Raw genomic sequence first — 17,878 nt, 5'->3', positions numbered from 1 at the left:
GGAGACGCCCATGACCGCACTGTCGCCGCACCTTCGCCAGGCCACGCCCGTGACCGCGGTCCGGGGAGAGGGCGTCCACCTCTACGACGAGGACGGCCGCCGCTACCTCGACTTCACCGCCGGCATCGGTGTCACCAGTACGGGGCACTGCCATCCGAGGGTGGTCGCGGCGGCGCAGGAGCAGGTGGGCACGCTCATCCACGGCCAGTACACGACGGTCATGCACCAGCCCCTGCGGCGCCTCGTCGACAAGCTCGGCGAGGTCCTGCCGCCCGGCCTGGACAGCCTGTTCTTCACCAACTCCGGCAGCGAGGCCGTTGAGGCGGCGCTGCGGCTGGCCCGCCAGGCCACCGGCCGCCCCAACGTCCTGGTCTGCCACGGCGGTTTCCACGGCCGTACGGTCGCCGCCGCCTCCATGACCACCTCCGGCACCCGCTTCCGCTCGGGCTTCTCCCCGTTGATGAGCGGTGTGGTCGTCACCCCCTTCCCGACGGCCTTCCGCTACGGCTGGGACGAGGACACCGCCACCCGATTCGCCCTCCAGGAACTCGACTACACACTCCAGACGATCTCCTCGCCCGCCGACACCGCCGCGGTCATCGTCGAGCCGGTGCTGGGCGAGGGCGGTTACGTCTCCGCCAACCGCGCCTTCCTGGAGGGGCTGCGGGAGCGGGCGGACCGGCACGGTTTCCTGCTGATCCTGGACGAGGTGCAGACCGGCGTCGGCCGCACCGGACGCTTCTGGGGCCACGACCACTTCGGCGTCACCCCGGACGTCCTCGTCACCGCGAAGGGCCTGGCCAGCGGTTTCCCGCTGTCCGGCATCGCCGCCTCCGAGGAGCTGATGACCAAGGCGTGGCCGGGCTCGCAGGGCGGTACGTACGGCGCCAACGCCGTGGCCTGCGCGGCGGCCTGCGCCACCCTGGACGTCGTACGCGACGAGAAGCTCGTGGAGAACGCGGAGGCGATGGGCGCGCGGTTGCGGGAAGGGCTTCAAAAGGTGGCCGACCGGACCCCCGGCATCGGCGACGTCCGCGGTCTCGGGCTGATGCTGGCCAGCGAGTTCGTCACCGAGGACGGTGCCCCGGACCCCGAGACCGCCGCCCGCGTGCAGCGCGCCGCCGTCGACGAAGGCCTGCTCCTGCTGCTGTGCGGGGCCTGGAACCAGGTCGTGCGGATGATCCCCGCGCTGGTGATCGACGAGACGGCGGTCGACGAGGGACTCCGGGCCTGGGCGAGCGCGGTGGAGGCGGGAACCTCGGGAGCGGCGGGCCGATGAGCGACGCCCTCGCGCGGCTGACCGCCCGGCTCGGGGAGTCCGCCCCCGGACTGCGGGTGGAGACGGGACCGGGCACCGGCTCCTACGCCTACGACGCCTCCAACTACCGGGTGCCACCGCAGGCCGTGGTGTTCCCCCGTACCACCGATGACGTGGTCGCGGTGGTACGGGCGTGCCAGGAGACGGGCGTCGCGGTCACCGCGCGGGGCGGCGGTACGAGCATGGCGGGCAACGCGGTCGGGCCGGGCGTCGTTCTCGACCTCTCCCGGCACCTGAACCGGATCCTGGACATCGACCCGCAGGCGCGCACCGCGCGCGTCGAGGCCGGAGTGGTCCTCGACGCGCTCCAGAAGGCGGCGGCTCCCCACGGACTCGCCTTCGGCCCGGACCCGTCCTCGCACAGCCGTTGCACCCTCGGCGGCATGATCGGCAACGACGCCTGCGGCAACCGGTCGGTGCGGCACGGGCGGACGAGCACGCACGTCGAGGCCCTGGAGGTCGTGACGGCCGACGGGTGGGGGCCGTCGCCGACCGCACCGGGCTGCATCCGGTGGACCCCGCGGACGCGGAGCGCGTCGCGCGCCTTGAAGCCGACGTACGACGCCTGATCGCCGACCACCTGGCCCCGATCCGTACCGAACTCGGCCGCATCCCGCGCCAGGTCTCCGGCTACCAGCTCCACCACCTGCTGCCCGAGCACGGCTTCGACATGGCCCGCGCCCTGGTCGGCACCGAGGGCTCCTGCGCGGTCGTCACCGCGGCGACGGTCCGCCTGGTGGCGACCGCACCGGCTTCGGCCCTGCTCGCTCTCGGCTACGACGATGTGGTCGCCGCCGCCGAGGACATCCCGGAGATCCTGCGCTGGAACCCCACCGCCGTGGAGGGCATGGACGAGGCGATCGTCGCCACCATGCGCGTCCGCCGGGGCCCGGACTCCGTCACCGGACTGCCCGAGGGACGCGCCTGGCTCTACGTCGAACTCGACGGCGACGATCCGGCCACGGTGGACACCCGGGCCGCCGAACTGCTCGACGTCCTCAAGGCCCAGGGGCGGACGACCGGAGGCCGGGTCGTGGCGAGCCCGGCCGAACGGCGCTCGCTGTGGCGGGTCCGCGAGGACGGCGCCGGACTCGCCGCCCGGCTCGTCGACGGCGGGGAGTCCTGGCCCGGCTGGGAGGACTCGGCGGTCGCCCCCGAGAACCTCGCCGGATACCTCCGGGACTTCCGCGCACTGCTCGCTGCCCATGGCTTCACCGGCGTGATGTACGGGCACTTCGGGGCGGGCTGCGTCCACGTCCGTATCGACTTCGACTTCGCCTCGGACGAGGGCCGTGGCGCGGCCCGCCGCTTCCTCCGGGAGGCCGCCGCGCTGGTCGTCGCGCACGGCGGGACGCTGTCCGGCGAGCACGGTGACGGCCGGGCGCGCGGCGAGCTGCTGGAGGTCATGTACAGCCCCCGCATGATCGGCGTGTTCGCCGCCTTCAAGAAGGTCTTCGACCCGAAGGGCTGCTCAACCCGGGGGTCATCGTCGCCCCCGCCCCGCTCGACGCCGACCTCGCCCTGCATCAGATCCAGCCCCTGGCCACGGAGTTCGCCTTCCCCCACGACGAGGACGGCTTCGCCGGCGCGACCCGCCGCTGTGTCGGAGTCGGCCGGTGCCGCAGCGACACGGGCGGCGTGATGTGCCCCAGCTACCGGGCCACGGGGGAGGAGAACGACTCCACCCGGGGCCGGGCCCGGATGCTCCAGGAGATGGTGCGCGGCGAGACGGTGACGGACGGCTGGCGCTCGACCGAGGTCAAGGACGCCCTCGACCTGTGCCTGTCCTGCAAGGCCTGCTCCAGCGACTGCCCGGTCGGCGTCGACATGGCCACGTACAAGGCGGAGTTCCTGCACCACCACTACAAGGGCCGCCTCAGACCCCGCTCCCACTACTCCCTGGGCTGGCTGCCGCTGACCTCCGCCTTCGCGGGGTTCGCGGCCCGCCCGGTCAACGCGCTGCTGCGCGGGCCGGCCGGCCGACTGCTCGCCCGCCTCGGCGGCGTGACCACCAAGCGCGCGATCCCTTCCTTCGCCTCCCGCCGCGCGATGCGTAAGGTCCTGCGCCGGGCGCGGACCGTCGAACCCGCCAGGGCCCTGCTGTTCGTCGACAGCTTCACCCGCGCCTTCCGCCCCCAGGTGGCGGATTCCGCCCGCCGTGTCCTGGCCGAGGCGGGCATCCCCACGACCGCACAGAGCGGCCTGTGTTGCGGACTGACCTGGGTGAGCACCGGCCAGCTGTCGGTGGCCCGTCGCGTCATGGCCCGCACGGTCGCCCGGCTCGACGACGGCGACGACCGGCCCATCGTCGTGACCGAGCCCAGCTGCGCCGCCGCGCTCAAGCGGGACGTGCCCGAACTCCTCGACACCGACGCCGCCCGGCGGGTCGCGGACCGCGTGCACACCTTCACCGGCGCCCTCACCGACCTGGCGGATCCCGGCTGGACCCCGCCGCTGCCCGAGCACGTCGTCCTGCAGACCCACTGCCACGAGTACGCCACCTTCAAGGGCCGCCGCCCCGCCGACCTGCTGCGCCGCCTGGGTGTCCGCGAGGTCGACGAGGCCGAGGGCTGCTGCGGACTCGCCGGGAACTTCGGCTTCGAGGAGCAGCACTACGACACCTCGATGGCCGTCGCCGGCCTGGCCCTCAAGCCCCGCCTGGACGCAGTCGACGGTCAGCCTGTGGTGGCCGACGGCTTCAGCTGCGCCACCCAGATCGACCACCTCGCCGAGGGCCGGGACATCCGTGCCCTGCACCTCGCGGAACTGCTCGACCCCGCAGCCGACCATCCCGCCGCCGACCGACCAGGAGAGACCCCATGACCGAGACCCCCACGCAGCTCTTCATCGGCGGCGCCTGGGTGGACGCCACGGACGGCGCCACCCTCCCCGTGGACGACCCGGCGACCGGCGAGACCATCGCCCACGTCGCCGACGCGGGCGCCAAGGACGCCGCACTCGCGGAGGAGGCGGCCGTCCGGGCCCAGGAGGCGTGGGCGCGCACGGCACCGCGGGCCCGCAGCGAGATCCTGCGCCGCGCCTACGAGATCATCCTCGACCGCAGCGACGAACTCGCCCACCTGATGACCTCCGAGATGGGCAAGCCGCTCGCCGAGGCCAGAGGCGAGGTGGCGTACGCCGCCGAGTTCTTCCGCTGGTTCTCCGAGGAGGCCGTGCGCATCGACGGCGGCGGAGGCGTCCTGCCGGACGGTCGGCACCGCATGCTGCTCTCCCGCCGCCCGGTCGGACCGAGTCTGCTGATCACCCCGTGGAACTTCCCGCTCGCCATGGGCACCCGCAAGATCGGCCCCGCCGTCGCGGCGGGCTGCACGATGATCCTCAAGCCGGCTCCCCAGACGCCGCTCACCAGCCTGGCGCTCGCCGCGATCCTTCAGGAGGCCGGGCTGCCGGACGGCGTTCTGAACGTCGTCACCACCTCTCGTGCGGGCGAGGTGTGCGAACCGCTCCTGCGCGGCGGGCGCATTCGAAAACTGTCCTTCACCGGTTCCACGGCCGTCGGACGGCTGCTGCTGGCGCAGAGCGCGGAGGCGGTCGTACGGACTTCGATGGAGCTGGGCGGGAACGCGTCGTTCATCGTCTTCGAAGACGCCGATCTGGACACGGCCGTGGACGCGGCGATGGTCGCCAAGATGCGCAACATGGGCGAGGCGTGCACGGCCGCGAACCGGTTCTTCGTGCACAGCTCGGTGGCGGAGGAGTTCGGGCGGCGCCTCGCGGAGCGCATGGGCGCGCTCGTCGTGGGCCCCGGTACCCGGGACGGCGTCGACGTCGGCCCGCTGATCGACCGGACCGGCCGGGCCAAGGTCGAGGAGCTGGTCGCCGACGCGGTCGGGCGTGGAGCCCGGGTGCTCGTCGGCGGTCGTACGCCCGAGGGGCCGGGCTGCTTCTACCCGCCCACTGTCCTCGCCGATGTCGACGCCGGGAGCCGGCTGATGGACGCGGAGATCTTCGGACCGGTCGCCGCGATCCTCACCTTCGACGACGAGGACGAGGTCGTCCGCCGCGCCAACGACACCGACTGGGGCCTGGTCGGCTACGTCTTCACCGAGGGCCTCGACCGGGCGCTTCGCGTCAGCGAGCGCCTGGAGGTGGGCATGGTGGGCCTCAACACCGGTCTCGTCTCCAACCCGGCCGCCCCCTTCGGCGGCGTCAAGCAGTCCGGGCTCGGCCGTGAGGGCGGCCGGGTCGGGATCGACGAGTTCCTGGAGTTCCAGTACCTCGCGGTGCCCGTGCGATGAGGGCGGTAGTCCTGCCCTGACATACGCCCCGTCGCGCACCGCGCGGAAGGCCCCGTGTCCGGCCGCACTTCTTCGGGCCGGGCACGGGGCGTCATGTCAGCGTGCGGGCGTGCCGGCGCGCCGCCGGTCCACGGCACGTCATGCCGCCGCGCTTCCCGTCCGCACCCCTCAGCCCAGATGCCGAGCGGTGATCTCCGCAGCCGCGTGTGCCACCAGTCGTCCCATTTCGGGAAGCCGGTCGGCGTCGAAGCGGGAGTCGGGCATGGAGACGGCCACGGTGGCCAGGGGAGTGCCGTCCTGGTCCAGGACCGGCGCGGCGATGGCGCAGACGTCCGGCCGGAACTGGTTGCGGTTGACCGCGTAGCCGTCCGTGCGGATCCGGCGCAGCTCTGCGCGCAGTTCCTCCGGCTCCACCGGGGTCGTGTCGCTGTAGCGCTCCAGGCCCTGCGCGATGAACTCCTCGACGTCCTGTTTCGGCAGGTGGGCCAGGACGGCGCGCCCGGTGGCGGTGGCGTGCAGCGGCGAGGTGTCGCCGATGGTGTGGAAGGTGCGTACGGGATGGTCGCAGTCGACGCGGTCCACCACGACCATGCACTGAAGGGCGTCCGGCACCGACAGGTGGATGGTCTCGTTCACCTCGTCCCGCAGGTGCACCATCGGTTCGCGGGCGGCGGCGAACAGGCTGGAACCCTGGAGCGCGGCCGGGCGTACGGCCAGCACCCGGGCGCCGATCTCCCAGCGGGTGGTGTCCTTGCGGTTGGCCCGCAGCCACCCGGCCTCGTTCAGGGTGACCAGCGTGCGCTGCACCGTCGACTTGGGCAGCCCGAAGAGCTTGGTGAGTTCCCCCACGGTCACCGGCTGGTGCTGGGCGACCGCCTCCAGGATGCGCAATGACCTGGTCACGCTCTTCATTTCCATTGGGTTTCCCCCGTTAACTTTGCGAACTCCGTGCGCACGCCCCTTGACTCCCCTCGTGCGCCACTGCCATTGTCGTGCCAGATTCTAGCACAGCGTTCCACAATGTGGCACGGAATTGCCGAAGAGGAGGGCGAGCCCCTCCCACCGGAGACCGGAAGGCCCGAAGGCCCGAAGGTCGGAGCCGACGGCCCCGTACCCCTGAATCTGGAATTCGAGAATCCGCATCCCCGGGCGTAAAGCATCCACGGCCCGGCAGAAGAAAGGAACCTCCTGTGTCTGCCAGGAAGCGCGTCGCCGTAGTCGGCGTCGGAACCATGGGCAGCCAGGCCGCCTGGCGCCTGGCCGCCCGCGGAGCCGAGGTGGTCGGCTACGACCGCTTCGCCCCGGGCCACGACCGCAGCGCCGCCGGCGGCGAGACCCGGATCTTCCGCAGCGCCCACTTCGAGGACTCCCGGTACGTGCCGCTGCTCCAGCACGCCGACGCCCTGTTCGACCGGCTCCAGGAGGAGACCGGCCGCGAACTGCGCCGGATGACCGGATGCCTGCTGATGGGGCCCACCGAGCACCAGCAGATGGCCACCGTCCTTCAGTCCATCGCCGAGCACGGCCTGGACCACGAGGTGCTGGACGCCGGCGAACTCGCCAAGCGCTTCCCGCAGTTCCGCATCGAGGACGGCGACGCCGCCGTACTGGACCGCCGCGCCGGGTTCATCCGGCCCGAACTGACCATCCAGACCGCCGCCCGCCGTGCCGAGGAACTGGGCGCGGTCATCCACCGCTACACCCCGGTCCGCGAGATCGTGCCCGTCGCGAACGGCGTCGAGATCCGCACCGACGCGGGCAGCGAGCACTTCGACACCGCCGTGGTCAGCCCCGGCCCCTGGGTCAACGACCTGCTGCCCGACCTGCCGTGGGAGGTGGACGTCCGCCGCCTGCTCAGCGCCTGGTACGTGCCCACCAGCGACGCCTGGTACGGCGAGGAGTGCCCCGCCTTCATCCGCACCGCGCCCACGCACTGCTACGGACTGCCCTCCCCGGACGGCGTCTCCGTCAAGCTCGGCCTGTCCCGTGTGCTGCACCGACCGGCCGGCGATCCGAACCACCTCGACCGGACCGTGCAGCCCGAGGAGCTGGAGATCTTCACCGAGCTCATGAGCCGCTACATGCCGGACCTGAACCCCGACCCGGTCCGCCTCTCCGTCTACATGGAGGGCTACACCGAGAGCAGCCGCCCGCTCGTCGGCCCGCTGCCCGGCACCGAGAACGTCGTCCTGCTCGCCGGCTTCTCCGGACACGGCTTCAAGCTCTCGCCCGCCTTCGGTGACATCGCGGCCGACCTCGCCCTGGACGGCTCCTCGCCGCAGCCCGTCGACTTCATCTCCACCCTCGACCGGACGGAGGCGTGACCAGCATGACCACCCCCCTCTCCGTCGGCGCCCTCACCGCCGAGCCCGGCACCAAGACCCGCGGTACCGTCCCCGCCGACCTCGGCACCCTCACCGTCGACATCCCCCTGACCCTGGTCAACGGCGCCCACCCCGGCCCCCGCGTCCTGATCACCGCGGGCGTCCACGGCGGCGAGTTCACCGGAGTCGACGCGGCCACCCGGCTCGCCGCCCTGCTGGAGCCCAGCGAGGTGCACGGCCAGGTCGTCGTCTGCCCGGTCGCCAACCCCCCGGCCGTCTACCAGGGCCGGCTCGGCATCTCCCCGCTCGACGGCATCAACATCAACCGCGTCTTCCCCGGCGACCCCGACGGCTGCCCCACCGAGCGCCTGGCCGCCTGGCTCTTCACGCACCTCCTCGACGGCGCCGACGCCTACGTCGACCTGCACTCCGGCGGCATCGACGAAGTGCTCACTGATTTCGTCGGCTACCGCCTCACCGGCGACACCGAACTCGACGCCAGGACCGCCGACATGGCCGACGCCCTCGGCATCGAGGACGTCATCTACGGAATGAACGCCGACGGCGGCAACAGCCACGCGGCCGCCGCCCGCAAGGGCATCCCGGCGATCCTCGTCGAGACCGGCCAGCTCGGCGAACGCGACCCGGAGACCGCCCGCCGTCTCGTCAGCGGCCTGTACGGGCTGCTGGGCCGCCTCGGCGTCCTGGAGGCCGAGCCCGCGGAAGCGGCGCCGACCGTCCGCGCATGGGTCTGGGCCGCCGGGATCACCGCCGAGGCCACCGGTCTCTGGTACCCCGAGTTCACCGCGGGCGACGACGTGACGGAGGGCCAGGTCATCGGCCACGTCATCGATCCGGCCGACGGCCAGGAGCACAAGGTCCACACCCCCGCCGCCGGCCGGGTCTTCTACGGCATGCGTGGCCTGACCGTCGCCCCCGGCGCCGAGCTGGCGGCCATCGCCATCCCTGCTCCTCACTAACCCCACCCCCCAGACACGCCCGCACTCGCCCGCCCCATCCCCTCCCCTCGTACGACATCCCCAGGAGGCCCCCGGTGAAGGACTCACGGATAGACCGCAGAGTGTTCCTGCGCGGAGTCGGCGGCATCGCCGCCGGCGTAGCCGCCACCTCGCTCACCGCCTGCGGCACCGGCACCAGCCGGTCCACCGTCAGCGGCGGCAAGAGCTCCAAGACGCTCGTCGTCCGCAACAGCGGTGGCTCCTACGGCGACGCCAACCAGCAGGCGATCTACGACCCGTTCACCAAGGAGACCGGCATCCAGGTCAAGGTGGTGAACATCGAGTACGCCCAGATGCTCGCCCAGATCAAGCAGGGCCGCCCGCAGTTCGACGTCATCGACGACTCGATGGCCGACTTCGTCCTCTTCAAGCAGCAGGACGCCACCGAGGACCTCGACTACGACCGGCTGAAGAACTTCAAGAGCGCCGGCATCGCCAAGGCCCTCGTCACCTCCAACGCGGTCGGCAAGAACTACTGGGCCAGCGTGATGGCGTACCGCACGGACGCCTTCGGTGGGAAGAAACCTTCCTCCTGGGCCGACTTCTGGGATACCAAGACCTTCTCCGGCAACCGCGCCCTCCAGGCCCTGGACGCCGACCTGCCCGAGCTGGAGTTCGCGCTCCTCGCCGACGGCGTGGCGCTGGACAAGCTCTACCCGCTCGACGTGGACCGCGCCTTCAAGGCCCTCACCGAGATCAAGCCCCACGTCCGCAAGTTCTGGGACACCGGCGCCCTGCCCGGGGTGCTCCTCGGCCGCAAGGAGGTCGACGCCTCCAGCGTCTGGCACGGCCGCCTCGACGCCCTCATCAAGGGCGGCTCCCCGCTGGCCTACCAGTGGAACGGCGCCCGTCGGCAGAGCAACGCCCTCGGCATCCCCAAGGGCGCGGCCAACGTCGACGCCGCCTACCAGCTCATCGACTTCGCGCTGCGCCCCGAGGTACAGGCCGCCTACGCCGAGATCTACCCGATGGCCCCCTCGGTGCCCGCCGCCTACAAGAAGCTCTCCACCAAGACGGCCTCGAACCTGGGCAGTTCACCGGCGCACCTGGAGACCGGCTTCGACCTGGACGTCGAGTGGTGGATCAAGAACCAGGACGCCGTGTCCAAGCGGTGGCAGGAGTGGACGCATGCCTGAGACCGACGTCATGCCCTCGCTCACCGTGCCCGAGACGCTGACCGGCTCCGGGAAACCCCTGTCGGTCACCCGGCTGCGCAAGACCTACGGCGGTGTCACGGCCGTCGACGAGGTCTCCATGGAGATCGCGGCCGGCGAGTTCGTCACCTTCCTGGGCTCCTCCGGCTCCGGCAAGACCACCACCCTGATGATGATCGCCGGGTTCTGCGAGCCCGACTCCGGGTCCGTCGTCGTCGGCGGCCGGGACGTCACCCGGCTCGCCCCGCAGAAGCGCGGCCTGGGCTTCGTCTTCCAGCAGTACCTGCTCTTCCCGCACATGACGGTGTGGGAGAACGTCGCCTTCCCGCTCCAACTGCGCGGTGTGCCCAAGGCGGAACTGCGCCGCCGGGTCGGCGAGACCCTGGAGATGGCGGGCCTGTCCGCTATGGCCCGGCGCAGGCCGCGCGAGCTGTCCGGCGGCCAGCAGCAGCGGGTCGCGCTGTGCCGGGCCCTGGTCTACCGGCCGCCCGTCATCCTCATGGACGAGCCGCTGGGCGCCCTCGACAAGAAGCTGCGCGACCAGCTCCAGACCGAGATCAAGCGCATCCAGCGGGAACTCGGCCTGACCGTCATCTATGTGACGCACGACCAGGAGGAGGCGCTCGTCCTCTCCGACCGCATCGCGGTGATGCGGGACGGGCGGATCGACCAGTTCGACACCCCGCAGGAGCTCTTCGAGCGCCCCCGCACCCTGTTCGTCGCCGACTTCCTCGGCGCCGCCAACTTCCTCCCCGGGCACTGCGAGCAGCAGGCGTCCGGCCACACCCTCGTACGCCTCGACACCGGCGGACTCCTCAAGGCCCGCCCGCAGCCCGTACCGGAAGGCGCACGGGTCCGCGCGGCGGTCCAGCCCGGCCGGATCACCCTGTGTCCCCCCGGCGAGGGCTTCTGTACCGGGACCGTCGAGACGGTCACCTATGTCGGCACCCTCGTCCGGATCACCGTCCGCTCCGAAGGCAGCGCGGACGCTGCTCCCGTACGACTGGAACTGCCCGCCGGTCGCGCACCCGCCACCGGCGAACGCGTCGGCCTCACCGCGGACCCCGACAACGTGAGCGTCTTCCCCGACACCGAGGGGGAGGGCTGAGCGCATGGCCGTACTCGCTCCCGTGACGGGCGGTTCGGCGGCCCCCGTGCCGCACAAGAAGCGGCGCTCCCGCGTCTCGCTGTCCGACCGGCGCACCCGCTTCGGGCTCCTCAACGCCGCGCCCGTCGTCGTCTACCTGCTGATCCTCTTCGTCTACCCGATCTTCAGCACCCTACTGCTGAGCCTCAAGGACGACGACGGCGCCTTCACCCTCCACTGGTACGCCGACGCCTTCCAGGGCGCCAACCTGGAGATCCTCCTCACCACCCTGCGGATCTCCTTCGAGACCTCCCTGCTGGCCCTGGCCGTCGGGTTCCTGCTGGCTGCGGCGATCTCCCGGCTCAAGCCGCTGTGGGCGGGCCTCGCGATGATCGTCGTGGTCGTCCCGCACTTCATCAGCGCGCTGGTGCGTACCTACGGCTGGATCATCCTGCTCGGGGACAACGGTGTCGTGAACAACGTCCTGACCGACATCCACTTCCCCGGCGCCCCCTTCCAACTGCTCTACAACGAGACCGGCGTCGTCATCGGCACCACCGCCGTGATGCTGCCGTACACCGTCCTCCTGCTGTACGCGGTGATGAAGGGCATCGACCGCCGACTGATGGCCGCCGCGGCGAGCATGGGCGCCGGCCGGATCACGATCTTCCGCCGGGTGTACGTCCCTCTCGTCGCCCCCGGCCTGGTCAACGCGGGCGTGCTGTCCTTCATCCTCTGCCTCGGTTACTACCTCACCCCCGCCCTCATGGGCGGCGAGAAGCAGACCATGGTCGCCTCGCTCATCGACGAACAGGTCATGAAGCAGAACCAGTGGAACGGCGCATCCGCGCTCGGCATCATCCTGCTGCTGCTCACCTTCGCCGGACTGCTGCTGCTCAGGCTGCTGAAGTCCGCGGGCGAGGCCCTGCGGAACCGGGGGACGGCATCATGATCGAGCTGCGCTCCACCCTCGCCGGACGCGTCACCCTGGCCGTCTTCTCCACGCTGATCCTGCTGTTCCTCGCGCTGCCGATCGTCGTCATCGTCGTCACCTCCTTCGGCAAGGACGCGTTCGGCGCCTTCCCGCCGGACGCCTGGACGTTCCACTGGTACGCGCAGCTGTTCGCCGACGGCAGCAAGTGGCCGGCCGCGCTCTCCCTGAGCGCCCTGGTCGCGGCCATGACCACGGTCTTCTCCCTGCTCCTGGGCATGACGGCGGCCACCGCACTGGTACGCAGCGAACTCCCGCTGCGCTCGGCGGTCTACGGCCTGGTCCTCGCCCCGCTGGTGATACCCCAAGTGGTCGTCGCCCTCGGCCTGTTCCTCCTGTTCGAACCGGCCTCGATGCTCGGCAGCCCGATCGCCATCGCGCTCGGCCACACCGTGCTCGCCTCACCGATCGCGGTGATGATCCTCATGGCCACCCTGAAGGGCATCGACGAGCGACTGGAGGACGCCGCGGCCAGCATGGGCGCGAGCCGGCTGACCGTCTGGCGGCGCATCACCCTCCCGCTGGCCATGCCCGGCATGGTCGCCGCCGGCATCTTCGCCTTCATCACCAGCTTCGACGAGTTCTTCATCTCGCAGTTCCTGTCCTCCGTGGACACCACGACCCTGCCCGTCCAGGTGTTCAACGTCCTCCAGTACAACGTCGACCCGTCGGTGACCGCCGTCAGCGCGATCCTCATCGCGGTCGCCGTCGTGGCCCTCGCCCTGGTCGCGGTGGTCCGCAAGCTCGGTGGCTCCGGCAAGCAGGACGGCCTGCTGCCCACGGAGACCGGACTGGGCCTGTCCGCCGGAAATGAGACCGCATCATGACCACCAGCACCCGCACCCCCACTCCGGAGCTGTCCGCCAGCGCGGCCAGACACCTGCTCCTCAACATGACCCCCAACGGCTCCCTCGGCCCCGAGGGGGAGAAGCTCTTCGTCGTACGGCGCGGCGAGGGCCCCTACGTCGACGACGCGGACGGCCGCCGCTACATCGACGGCCTCTCCGGCCTGTACTGCTGCCAGCTCGGCTACTCCTACGCCCCCGAGTTCGCCGAGGCCGCCGAGAAGCAGCTGCGCGAGCTGTGCTTCAGCCCGCTGTGGTCCTTCTCGGCCCACCCGACCGCCATCGAACTCGCCGAACGCCTCTCCCGTATCGCCCCGGTCGACATCGAGGCCACCTTCTTCTCCGGCGGCGGCGCCGAAGCCGTGGAGACCGCCTGGAAGATCGCCCGCCGCTACCACGCGCTGCGCGGCGACACGGGCCGGGTCAAGGCCATCTCCCGACGCGGCGCCTACCACGGGCTGACCATCGGCGCCCTGTCCCTCACCGACGACGCCGGGCTGCGCGAACCGTACGGCCCCGGCGCGATCGAGACCCGGTTCGTGTCCAACACCAACCGCTACGGACTCGACGCCGGACACGCCGACGACGCGACGTACACCGCCCACCTGCTCGCCGAGCTGGAGGCCGCGATCCTGGACGAGGGCCCGGAGACGATCGCCATGCTGATCGCCGAGCCGGTGCAGAACCGCGGCGGCTGCATCACCCCGCCCGAGGGCTACTGGCCGGGCCTGCGGGCCCTGGCCGACCGGTACGGCTTCCTCCTCTGCGCCGACGAGGTCATCACCGCCTTCGGACGGCTGGGGGAGTGGTTCGGCGGCGACCGCTACGACGCCCGCCCCGACATCGTCACCGTCGCCAAGGGCATCACCGCCGGATACGCCCCCATGGGGGCAACGCTCGTCAGCAGCAAGGTGGTCGAGGTCATCAACCGGCCCGGCGCCGTCCTCAACCACGGCTACACCTTCGCCGGACACCCGCTCAGCGCCGCGATCGCCCTGCGCAGCCTGGACATCATGGAGCGCGACCGGATCCTGGAGAACGTGCGCGGCCACCAGGACCGCCTCGCGACCCGCATGACCGCCCTCGCCGACCTGCCCATCGTCGGCGACGTCCGCGGCACCGGCTTCTTCTACGCCTGCGAACTCGTCGGCGACCTCGACGACGGCCGCTTCAGCGACACCGCCCGAGCCGCCCTGGTCGCCGACCTCATCCCGCGCCGGCTGCGCGAGGCCGGCCTCCTGGCCCGCGTCTACAACCGCGCCGCCCCGCTGGTCCAGATCGCACCCCCGCTGATCAGCGACCGGCACCTCCTCGACCGTATCGCCGACATCCTCGCCGAAACCCTCGACGAGGCGTCCGCCCGCCTGTGACACCCGCACCCCGCGTGTTCTCGAAAGGAACTTCCCCCATGTACTCCATCGGTCCGCTGACCGTCGCCCCCGGCGAGCGCGCCCAGGGCCTCATACCGGTCGGCACCAGCAGCTACGGCGTGGAACTCGGCCTCCCGCTGATCGTCGTCAACGGCGCCCAGGACGGCCCCGTGCTGTGCGTGGACGCGGGCGTGCACGGCGACGAGTACGACGGCCAGGAGTCCGTCCGCCGGGTCCTCGCCGAGACCGACCCGGCCACCCTGCGCGGCACTCTCGTCGGCATCCCCTGCATGAACACCCCCGCCTTCGAGGCCGCCGCCCGCACCAGCGGCCTGGACCACCTCAACCTCAACCGGATCTTCCCGGGCGACGCCGACGGCTCGTACTCGCTGCGCCTGGCCGCCACCTTCGTCGAGCAGGTCGTCCCCGCCATCGACGCCCTCGTCGACCTGCACACCGGCGGCACCTTCGGCGAGATCGCCCCGCTGGCCATCCTCCAGGGCGGCTACGAGGACCTCGCCACCGACCTCGCCCTCGCCGCCGGGCACGACCTGGTCTGGAAGGGCGGCAAGTGGGGCGGCACGGTCCGCCACCCCACCCTCGCCGCCGGAAAGCCCGCGATCACCATCGAGGCGGGCGGCGGCACCTACCGTGAGTCCATCGTCGAGCTGCACATCAAGTCGGTCCGCAACATCATGCGCCAACTCGGCATGATCGAGGGCGAACCGGAGCTGCGCGAGACGTACACGACCGTCTCCGGCACCTTCGCCCGCTCCGACTCCGGCGGCTTCTTCCTCGGCCACGCCGAGCCGGGCGAGAGCTGCAAGGAGGGAGACCTGATCGGCCGCATCGTCGACCACTACGGCAACGAGCTGGAGGAGGTCCGCGCCCCGCAGGACGGCGTCGTGCTGTGGGTGCGCCGGATCCGGACCGTCCGCCCCGGCGACGAGGTCGTCATCTTCGGCGAGATCCAGGGGGAGCTGCGGCCATGACCACCGACGATCCGGCCGTGCCCACGGACCAGCCGGCGATGACCACCCCCGATCCGGCCATGACCGCCGACCGTCCGGCGATGACGACCGGTGTTCCAGCGATGACCGTCGACACGCGGTCGCTGCTCGTCGACGGCAAGCAGGTCCCGGCCGCCGACGGCCGCACGTTCACCGTCCTGGACCCGTCGGACGGCACGGCCATCGCCGAGGTGGCGCTGGCCGGCCCGGCCGACGTGGACCGGGCGGTGGCCGCGGCCCGCGCTGCCTTCACCGCGCCGGAGTGGGCCCGGATGCGCGCCGCCGACCGGGGCAGGATCCTGCACCGGATCGCCGGGGCCATCCGCGACCAGGGTGAACGCCTGGCCCGCCTGGAGAGCCAGGACGTCGGCAAGCCACTCGCCCAGGCGAAGGCGGACGTCGAGTCCGCCGCCCGCTACTTCGAGTTCTACGCCGGCTTCGCCGACAAACTCGGCGGTACGACGATCCCGCTCGGCCCCGGCCTGGTCGACTACACCGTCCGCGAGCCGATCGGCGTCTCCGGCCAGATCATCCCGTTCAACTACCCGCTCCAGAACACCGCGAGGGGTTCCGCCCCGGCGTTGGCGGCGGGCTGCACGGTGGTCCTCAAGCCGTCCCCGGAGGCACCGCTCACCCCGCTGGAGATCGGGGCGATCGCCCTCGAATGCGGTCTCCCGCCAGGCGTGTTGAACGTCGTCCCCGGCGACGGCGAGACCGGCGCGGCCCTCGCCGGGCACCCGGACATCGACCAGGTCACCTTCACCGGCTCGGTGCCGACCGGGATCAAGGTCGCCCAGGCCGCCGCCGCCAACGTGGTGCCGTCCGTGACCGAACTGGGCGGCAAGTCGCCGTTCGTCGTCTTCGCCGACGCCGACTTCGACCTGGCGCTGAAGGCGATCCTGGGCTGGTCGTTCAGCAACGCCGGACAGATGTGCTCGGCGGGCACCCGCCTGCTGCTCCAACGAGGCGCCGAGGACTTCCTGGACCGGCTGGTCGAGGCGATCGCCGCCCTGCGCGTCGGCCCGGGCCTGACCGACCCGGACATCGGCCCGCTGGTCGCTGCCCGCCAGCGCGACCGCGTCCTCGACTACCTGGAACTGGCCCGGAAGGAAGGCGCCGTGGCGAGGGTCGGTGGCGGCTCGCCGTCCGACCCCGCCCTCGCCGACGGCTACTACATCGAGCCGACCGTCCTCACCGGCCTGACCAACGCCTCCCGGTGCGCCCGCGAGGAGATCTTCGGCCCCGTCGTCACCGTCATCGACTTCGACGACGCCGACGAGGCCCTCCGGATCGCCAACGACAGCCCGTACGGCCTCTCCTCCTACGTCTGGACCCGCGACATCGACAAGGCCATGACCCTGGCCTCGGGCATCCGGGCCGGCCAGGTCTACGTCAACGTCACCAGCGCCGGCACCGGCATCGAGCTCCCCTTCGGCGGCTACAAGCACAGCGGCTGGGGTCGGGAGAAAGGCCTCGAAGCCCTGGCGAGCTACACGCAGACGAAGAACGTCTGCATCGGATTCGGGGACCGGTCATGAGGTACCGCACGCTCGGTGAACGCGGACCGGTCGTCTCCGTCGTCGGGGTCGGCGGCAACAACTTCGGCTCCCGCCTCGACGAGGACGGCACGAGGGCCGTCGTCCACGCGGCCCTTGACGCGGGCGTGACCCTGTTCGACACGGCCGACATGTACGGCGGGTTCGGCGAGAGCGGCGGTGCGCGCGGCGACGGCGAACGCCTGCTGGGCGCCGCCCTCAAGGGCCACCGCGACGGGGTCGTCCTGGCGACCAAGTTCGGCATGGAGATGGGTCCCGAGGCGGACGCGTACGGCCCCCGCGGCGCCCGCCCCTACATCCGGTACGCCGTCGAGACGTCCCTGCGCCGCCTGGGCACCGACCGGATCGACCTGCTCCAGTACCACGAGCCGGACGGCGTCACCCCGCTGGCGGAGACGATCGCCGCCCTGCGGGAACTGGTCGACGAGGGCAAGGTCGGCCACATCGGCTGCTCCAACCTCCCGCCCGAGGACCTGACCGACGCCTTCGTGTCGACCCAGGCCCGCTACCACCTGCTCGACCGCGGCGCGGAGACCACCCTGATCCCGGCCTGCCGCACCCACGGCATCGGCCTGCTGCCCTACTACCCGCTCGCCAACGGCCTGCTCAGCGGCAAGTACCGGCGCGGTGAACAGCCGCCCGTCGGCAGCCGCCTGTCCTGGCGTCAGGGCTGGCTCACCGACGAGGCCCTCGACCGAGTGGAGGCGCTGACGGCGTACGGAGCCGAGCGCGGCCTGACGCTCCTCCAGGTCGCCGTGGGCGCCCTGGCCGCGCTGCCCGCCGTCGGCTCCGTCATCTGTGGCGCCATGACCCCCGAACAGGTCACCGCCAACGCGGCGGCGGCCGACTGGATCCCCGGCGCCGCCGACCTGGCCGCCCTCGACGCGCTCGTCGCGCCTGGCGAACGCGTCGTCTGACCCCTTCAACTCCCCGGCACCCCCTCAA

At 71.7% G+C, this 17,878-nt stretch carries 13 protein-coding genes and 1 pseudogene; 13 read left to right on the top strand and 1 reads right to left on the bottom strand.

The features are described from left to right. The first annotated feature begins 10 nt into the window (after positions 1-10). The 3 genes and pseudogenes from ACQEWB_RS00135 (at position 11) to ACQEWB_RS00125 (ending at position 5,577) form a co-directional block, all read left to right on the top strand. On the top strand, positions 11-1,279 hold the full coding sequence (locus tag ACQEWB_RS00135; protein ID WP_432825673.1) for an aspartate aminotransferase family protein: 1,269 nt from the start codon (positions 11-13) through the stop codon (positions 1,277-1,279). Further along, a pseudogene (locus ACQEWB_RS00130) lies at positions 1,276-4,141 on the top strand (FAD-binding and (Fe-S)-binding domain-containing protein). The gene ACQEWB_RS00135 and the pseudogene ACQEWB_RS00130 overlap by 4 nt, the downstream one beginning before the upstream one ends. Further along, complete coding sequence (locus ACQEWB_RS00125; protein ID WP_432825671.1) at positions 4,138-5,577, top strand: NAD-dependent succinate-semialdehyde dehydrogenase; 1,440 nt, start codon at positions 4,138-4,140, stop codon at positions 5,575-5,577. Before ACQEWB_RS00130 ends, ACQEWB_RS00125 begins: the two are co-directional and overlap by 4 nt. A 168-nt stretch (positions 5,578-5,745) precedes the next feature. On the opposite strand, the gene ACQEWB_RS00120 is transcribed toward ACQEWB_RS00125, so the two are convergent. Then, entirely contained in the window at positions 5,746-6,489 is a 744-nt protein-coding gene (locus ACQEWB_RS00120) for an IclR family transcriptional regulator (protein WP_432843581.1), read from the bottom strand. Between the two features lie 278 nt (positions 6,490-6,767). Between ACQEWB_RS00120 and solA the strand changes: the two genes are divergently transcribed. From solA to ACQEWB_RS00070, 10 genes are all read left to right on the top strand, one after another. Next, complete coding sequence (solA, locus tag ACQEWB_RS00115; RefSeq protein WP_432825669.1) at positions 6,768-7,901, top strand: N-methyl-L-tryptophan oxidase; 1,134 nt, start codon at positions 6,768-6,770, stop codon at positions 7,899-7,901. 5 nt (positions 7,902-7,906) lie between these two features. Continuing rightward, complete coding sequence (locus ACQEWB_RS00110) at positions 7,907-8,881, top strand: ethanolamine utilization protein EutE (RefSeq protein WP_432825667.1); 975 nt, start codon at positions 7,907-7,909, stop codon at positions 8,879-8,881. Between the two features lie 74 nt (positions 8,882-8,955). Continuing rightward, positions 8,956-10,056, top strand: coding sequence for an ABC transporter substrate-binding protein (locus ACQEWB_RS00105; RefSeq protein WP_432825665.1), 1,101 nt, complete (start codon positions 8,956-8,958; stop codon positions 10,054-10,056). Beyond that, a complete protein-coding gene (locus ACQEWB_RS00100; protein WP_432825663.1) occupies positions 10,049-11,182 on the top strand; it encodes an ABC transporter ATP-binding protein in 1,134 nt (377 codons plus the stop codon). Before ACQEWB_RS00105 ends, ACQEWB_RS00100 begins: the two co-directional genes overlap by 8 nt. 4 nt (positions 11,183-11,186) lie before the next feature. Next, positions 11,187-12,113 carry an ABC transporter permease gene (locus tag ACQEWB_RS00095; protein WP_432825661.1) on the top strand — a complete coding sequence of 309 codons (927 nt, stop codon included), beginning with the start codon at positions 11,187-11,189 and terminating at the stop codon, positions 12,111-12,113. Beyond that, the gene (locus ACQEWB_RS00090; RefSeq protein ID WP_432825659.1) at positions 12,110-12,979 is read left to right on the top strand and encodes an ABC transporter permease; all 870 of its coding nucleotides are present in this window, start codon (positions 12,110-12,112) and stop codon (positions 12,977-12,979) included. The genes ACQEWB_RS00095 and ACQEWB_RS00090 overlap by 4 nt, the downstream gene beginning before the upstream one ends. Further along, the gene (locus ACQEWB_RS00085; protein ID WP_432825657.1) at positions 12,976-14,367 is read left to right on the top strand and encodes an aminotransferase class III-fold pyridoxal phosphate-dependent enzyme; all 1,392 of its coding nucleotides are present in this window, start codon (positions 12,976-12,978) and stop codon (positions 14,365-14,367) included. The genes ACQEWB_RS00090 and ACQEWB_RS00085 overlap by 4 nt, the downstream gene beginning before the upstream one ends. 38 nt (positions 14,368-14,405) lie before the next feature. Continuing rightward, the gene (locus ACQEWB_RS00080) at positions 14,406-15,359 is read left to right on the top strand and encodes a succinylglutamate desuccinylase/aspartoacylase family protein (RefSeq protein WP_432825655.1); all 954 of its coding nucleotides are present in this window, start codon (positions 14,406-14,408) and stop codon (positions 15,357-15,359) included. Continuing rightward, positions 15,356-16,915 (top strand): aldehyde dehydrogenase family protein, encoded by a 1,560-nt coding sequence (locus tag ACQEWB_RS00075; RefSeq protein ID WP_432825653.1) that lies wholly within the window; start codon positions 15,356-15,358, stop codon positions 16,913-16,915. Before ACQEWB_RS00080 ends, ACQEWB_RS00075 begins: the two co-directional genes overlap by 4 nt. Next, positions 16,912-17,850, top strand: coding sequence for an aldo/keto reductase (locus ACQEWB_RS00070; protein ID WP_432825650.1), 939 nt, complete (start codon positions 16,912-16,914; stop codon positions 17,848-17,850). Before ACQEWB_RS00075 ends, ACQEWB_RS00070 begins: the two co-directional genes overlap by 4 nt. Positions 17,851-17,878 lie beyond the last annotated feature (28 nt).

The organism is Streptomyces sp. CA-249302, from assembly GCF_050936785.1.
Classification (GTDB): Bacteria; Actinomycetota; Actinomycetes; order Streptomycetales; family Streptomycetaceae; genus Streptomyces.
This window is presented reverse-complemented; position numbering and strand designations above follow the sequence as displayed.

Coding starts and splice junctions, on each gene's coding strand:
- ACQEWB_RS00070 (WP_432825650.1), top strand. CDS start 16,912: ATGAGGTACCGCACGCTCGGTGAACGCGGACCGGTCGTCTCCGTCGTC.
- ACQEWB_RS00090 (WP_432825659.1), top strand. CDS start 12,110: ATGATCGAGCTGCGCTCCACCCTCGCCGGACGCGTCACCCTGGCCGTC.
- ACQEWB_RS00110 (WP_432825667.1), top strand. CDS start 7,907: ATGACCACCCCCCTCTCCGTCGGCGCCCTCACCGCCGAGCCCGGCACC.
- ACQEWB_RS00080 (WP_432825655.1), top strand. CDS start 14,406: ATGTACTCCATCGGTCCGCTGACCGTCGCCCCCGGCGAGCGCGCCCAG.
- ACQEWB_RS00135 (WP_432825673.1), top strand. CDS start 11: ATGACCGCACTGTCGCCGCACCTTCGCCAGGCCACGCCCGTGACCGCG.
- ACQEWB_RS00100 (WP_432825663.1), top strand. CDS start 10,049: ATGCCTGAGACCGACGTCATGCCCTCGCTCACCGTGCCCGAGACGCTG.
- ACQEWB_RS00075 (WP_432825653.1), top strand. CDS start 15,356: ATGACCACCGACGATCCGGCCGTGCCCACGGACCAGCCGGCGATGACC.
- ACQEWB_RS00120 (WP_432843581.1), bottom strand. CDS start 6,489: ATGAAGAGCGTGACCAGGTCATTGCGCATCCTGGAGGCGGTCGCCCAG.
- ACQEWB_RS00085 (WP_432825657.1), top strand. CDS start 12,976: ATGACCACCAGCACCCGCACCCCCACTCCGGAGCTGTCCGCCAGCGCG.
- ACQEWB_RS00095 (WP_432825661.1), top strand. CDS start 11,187: ATGGCCGTACTCGCTCCCGTGACGGGCGGTTCGGCGGCCCCCGTGCCG.
- ACQEWB_RS00125 (WP_432825671.1), top strand. CDS start 4,138: ATGACCGAGACCCCCACGCAGCTCTTCATCGGCGGCGCCTGGGTGGAC.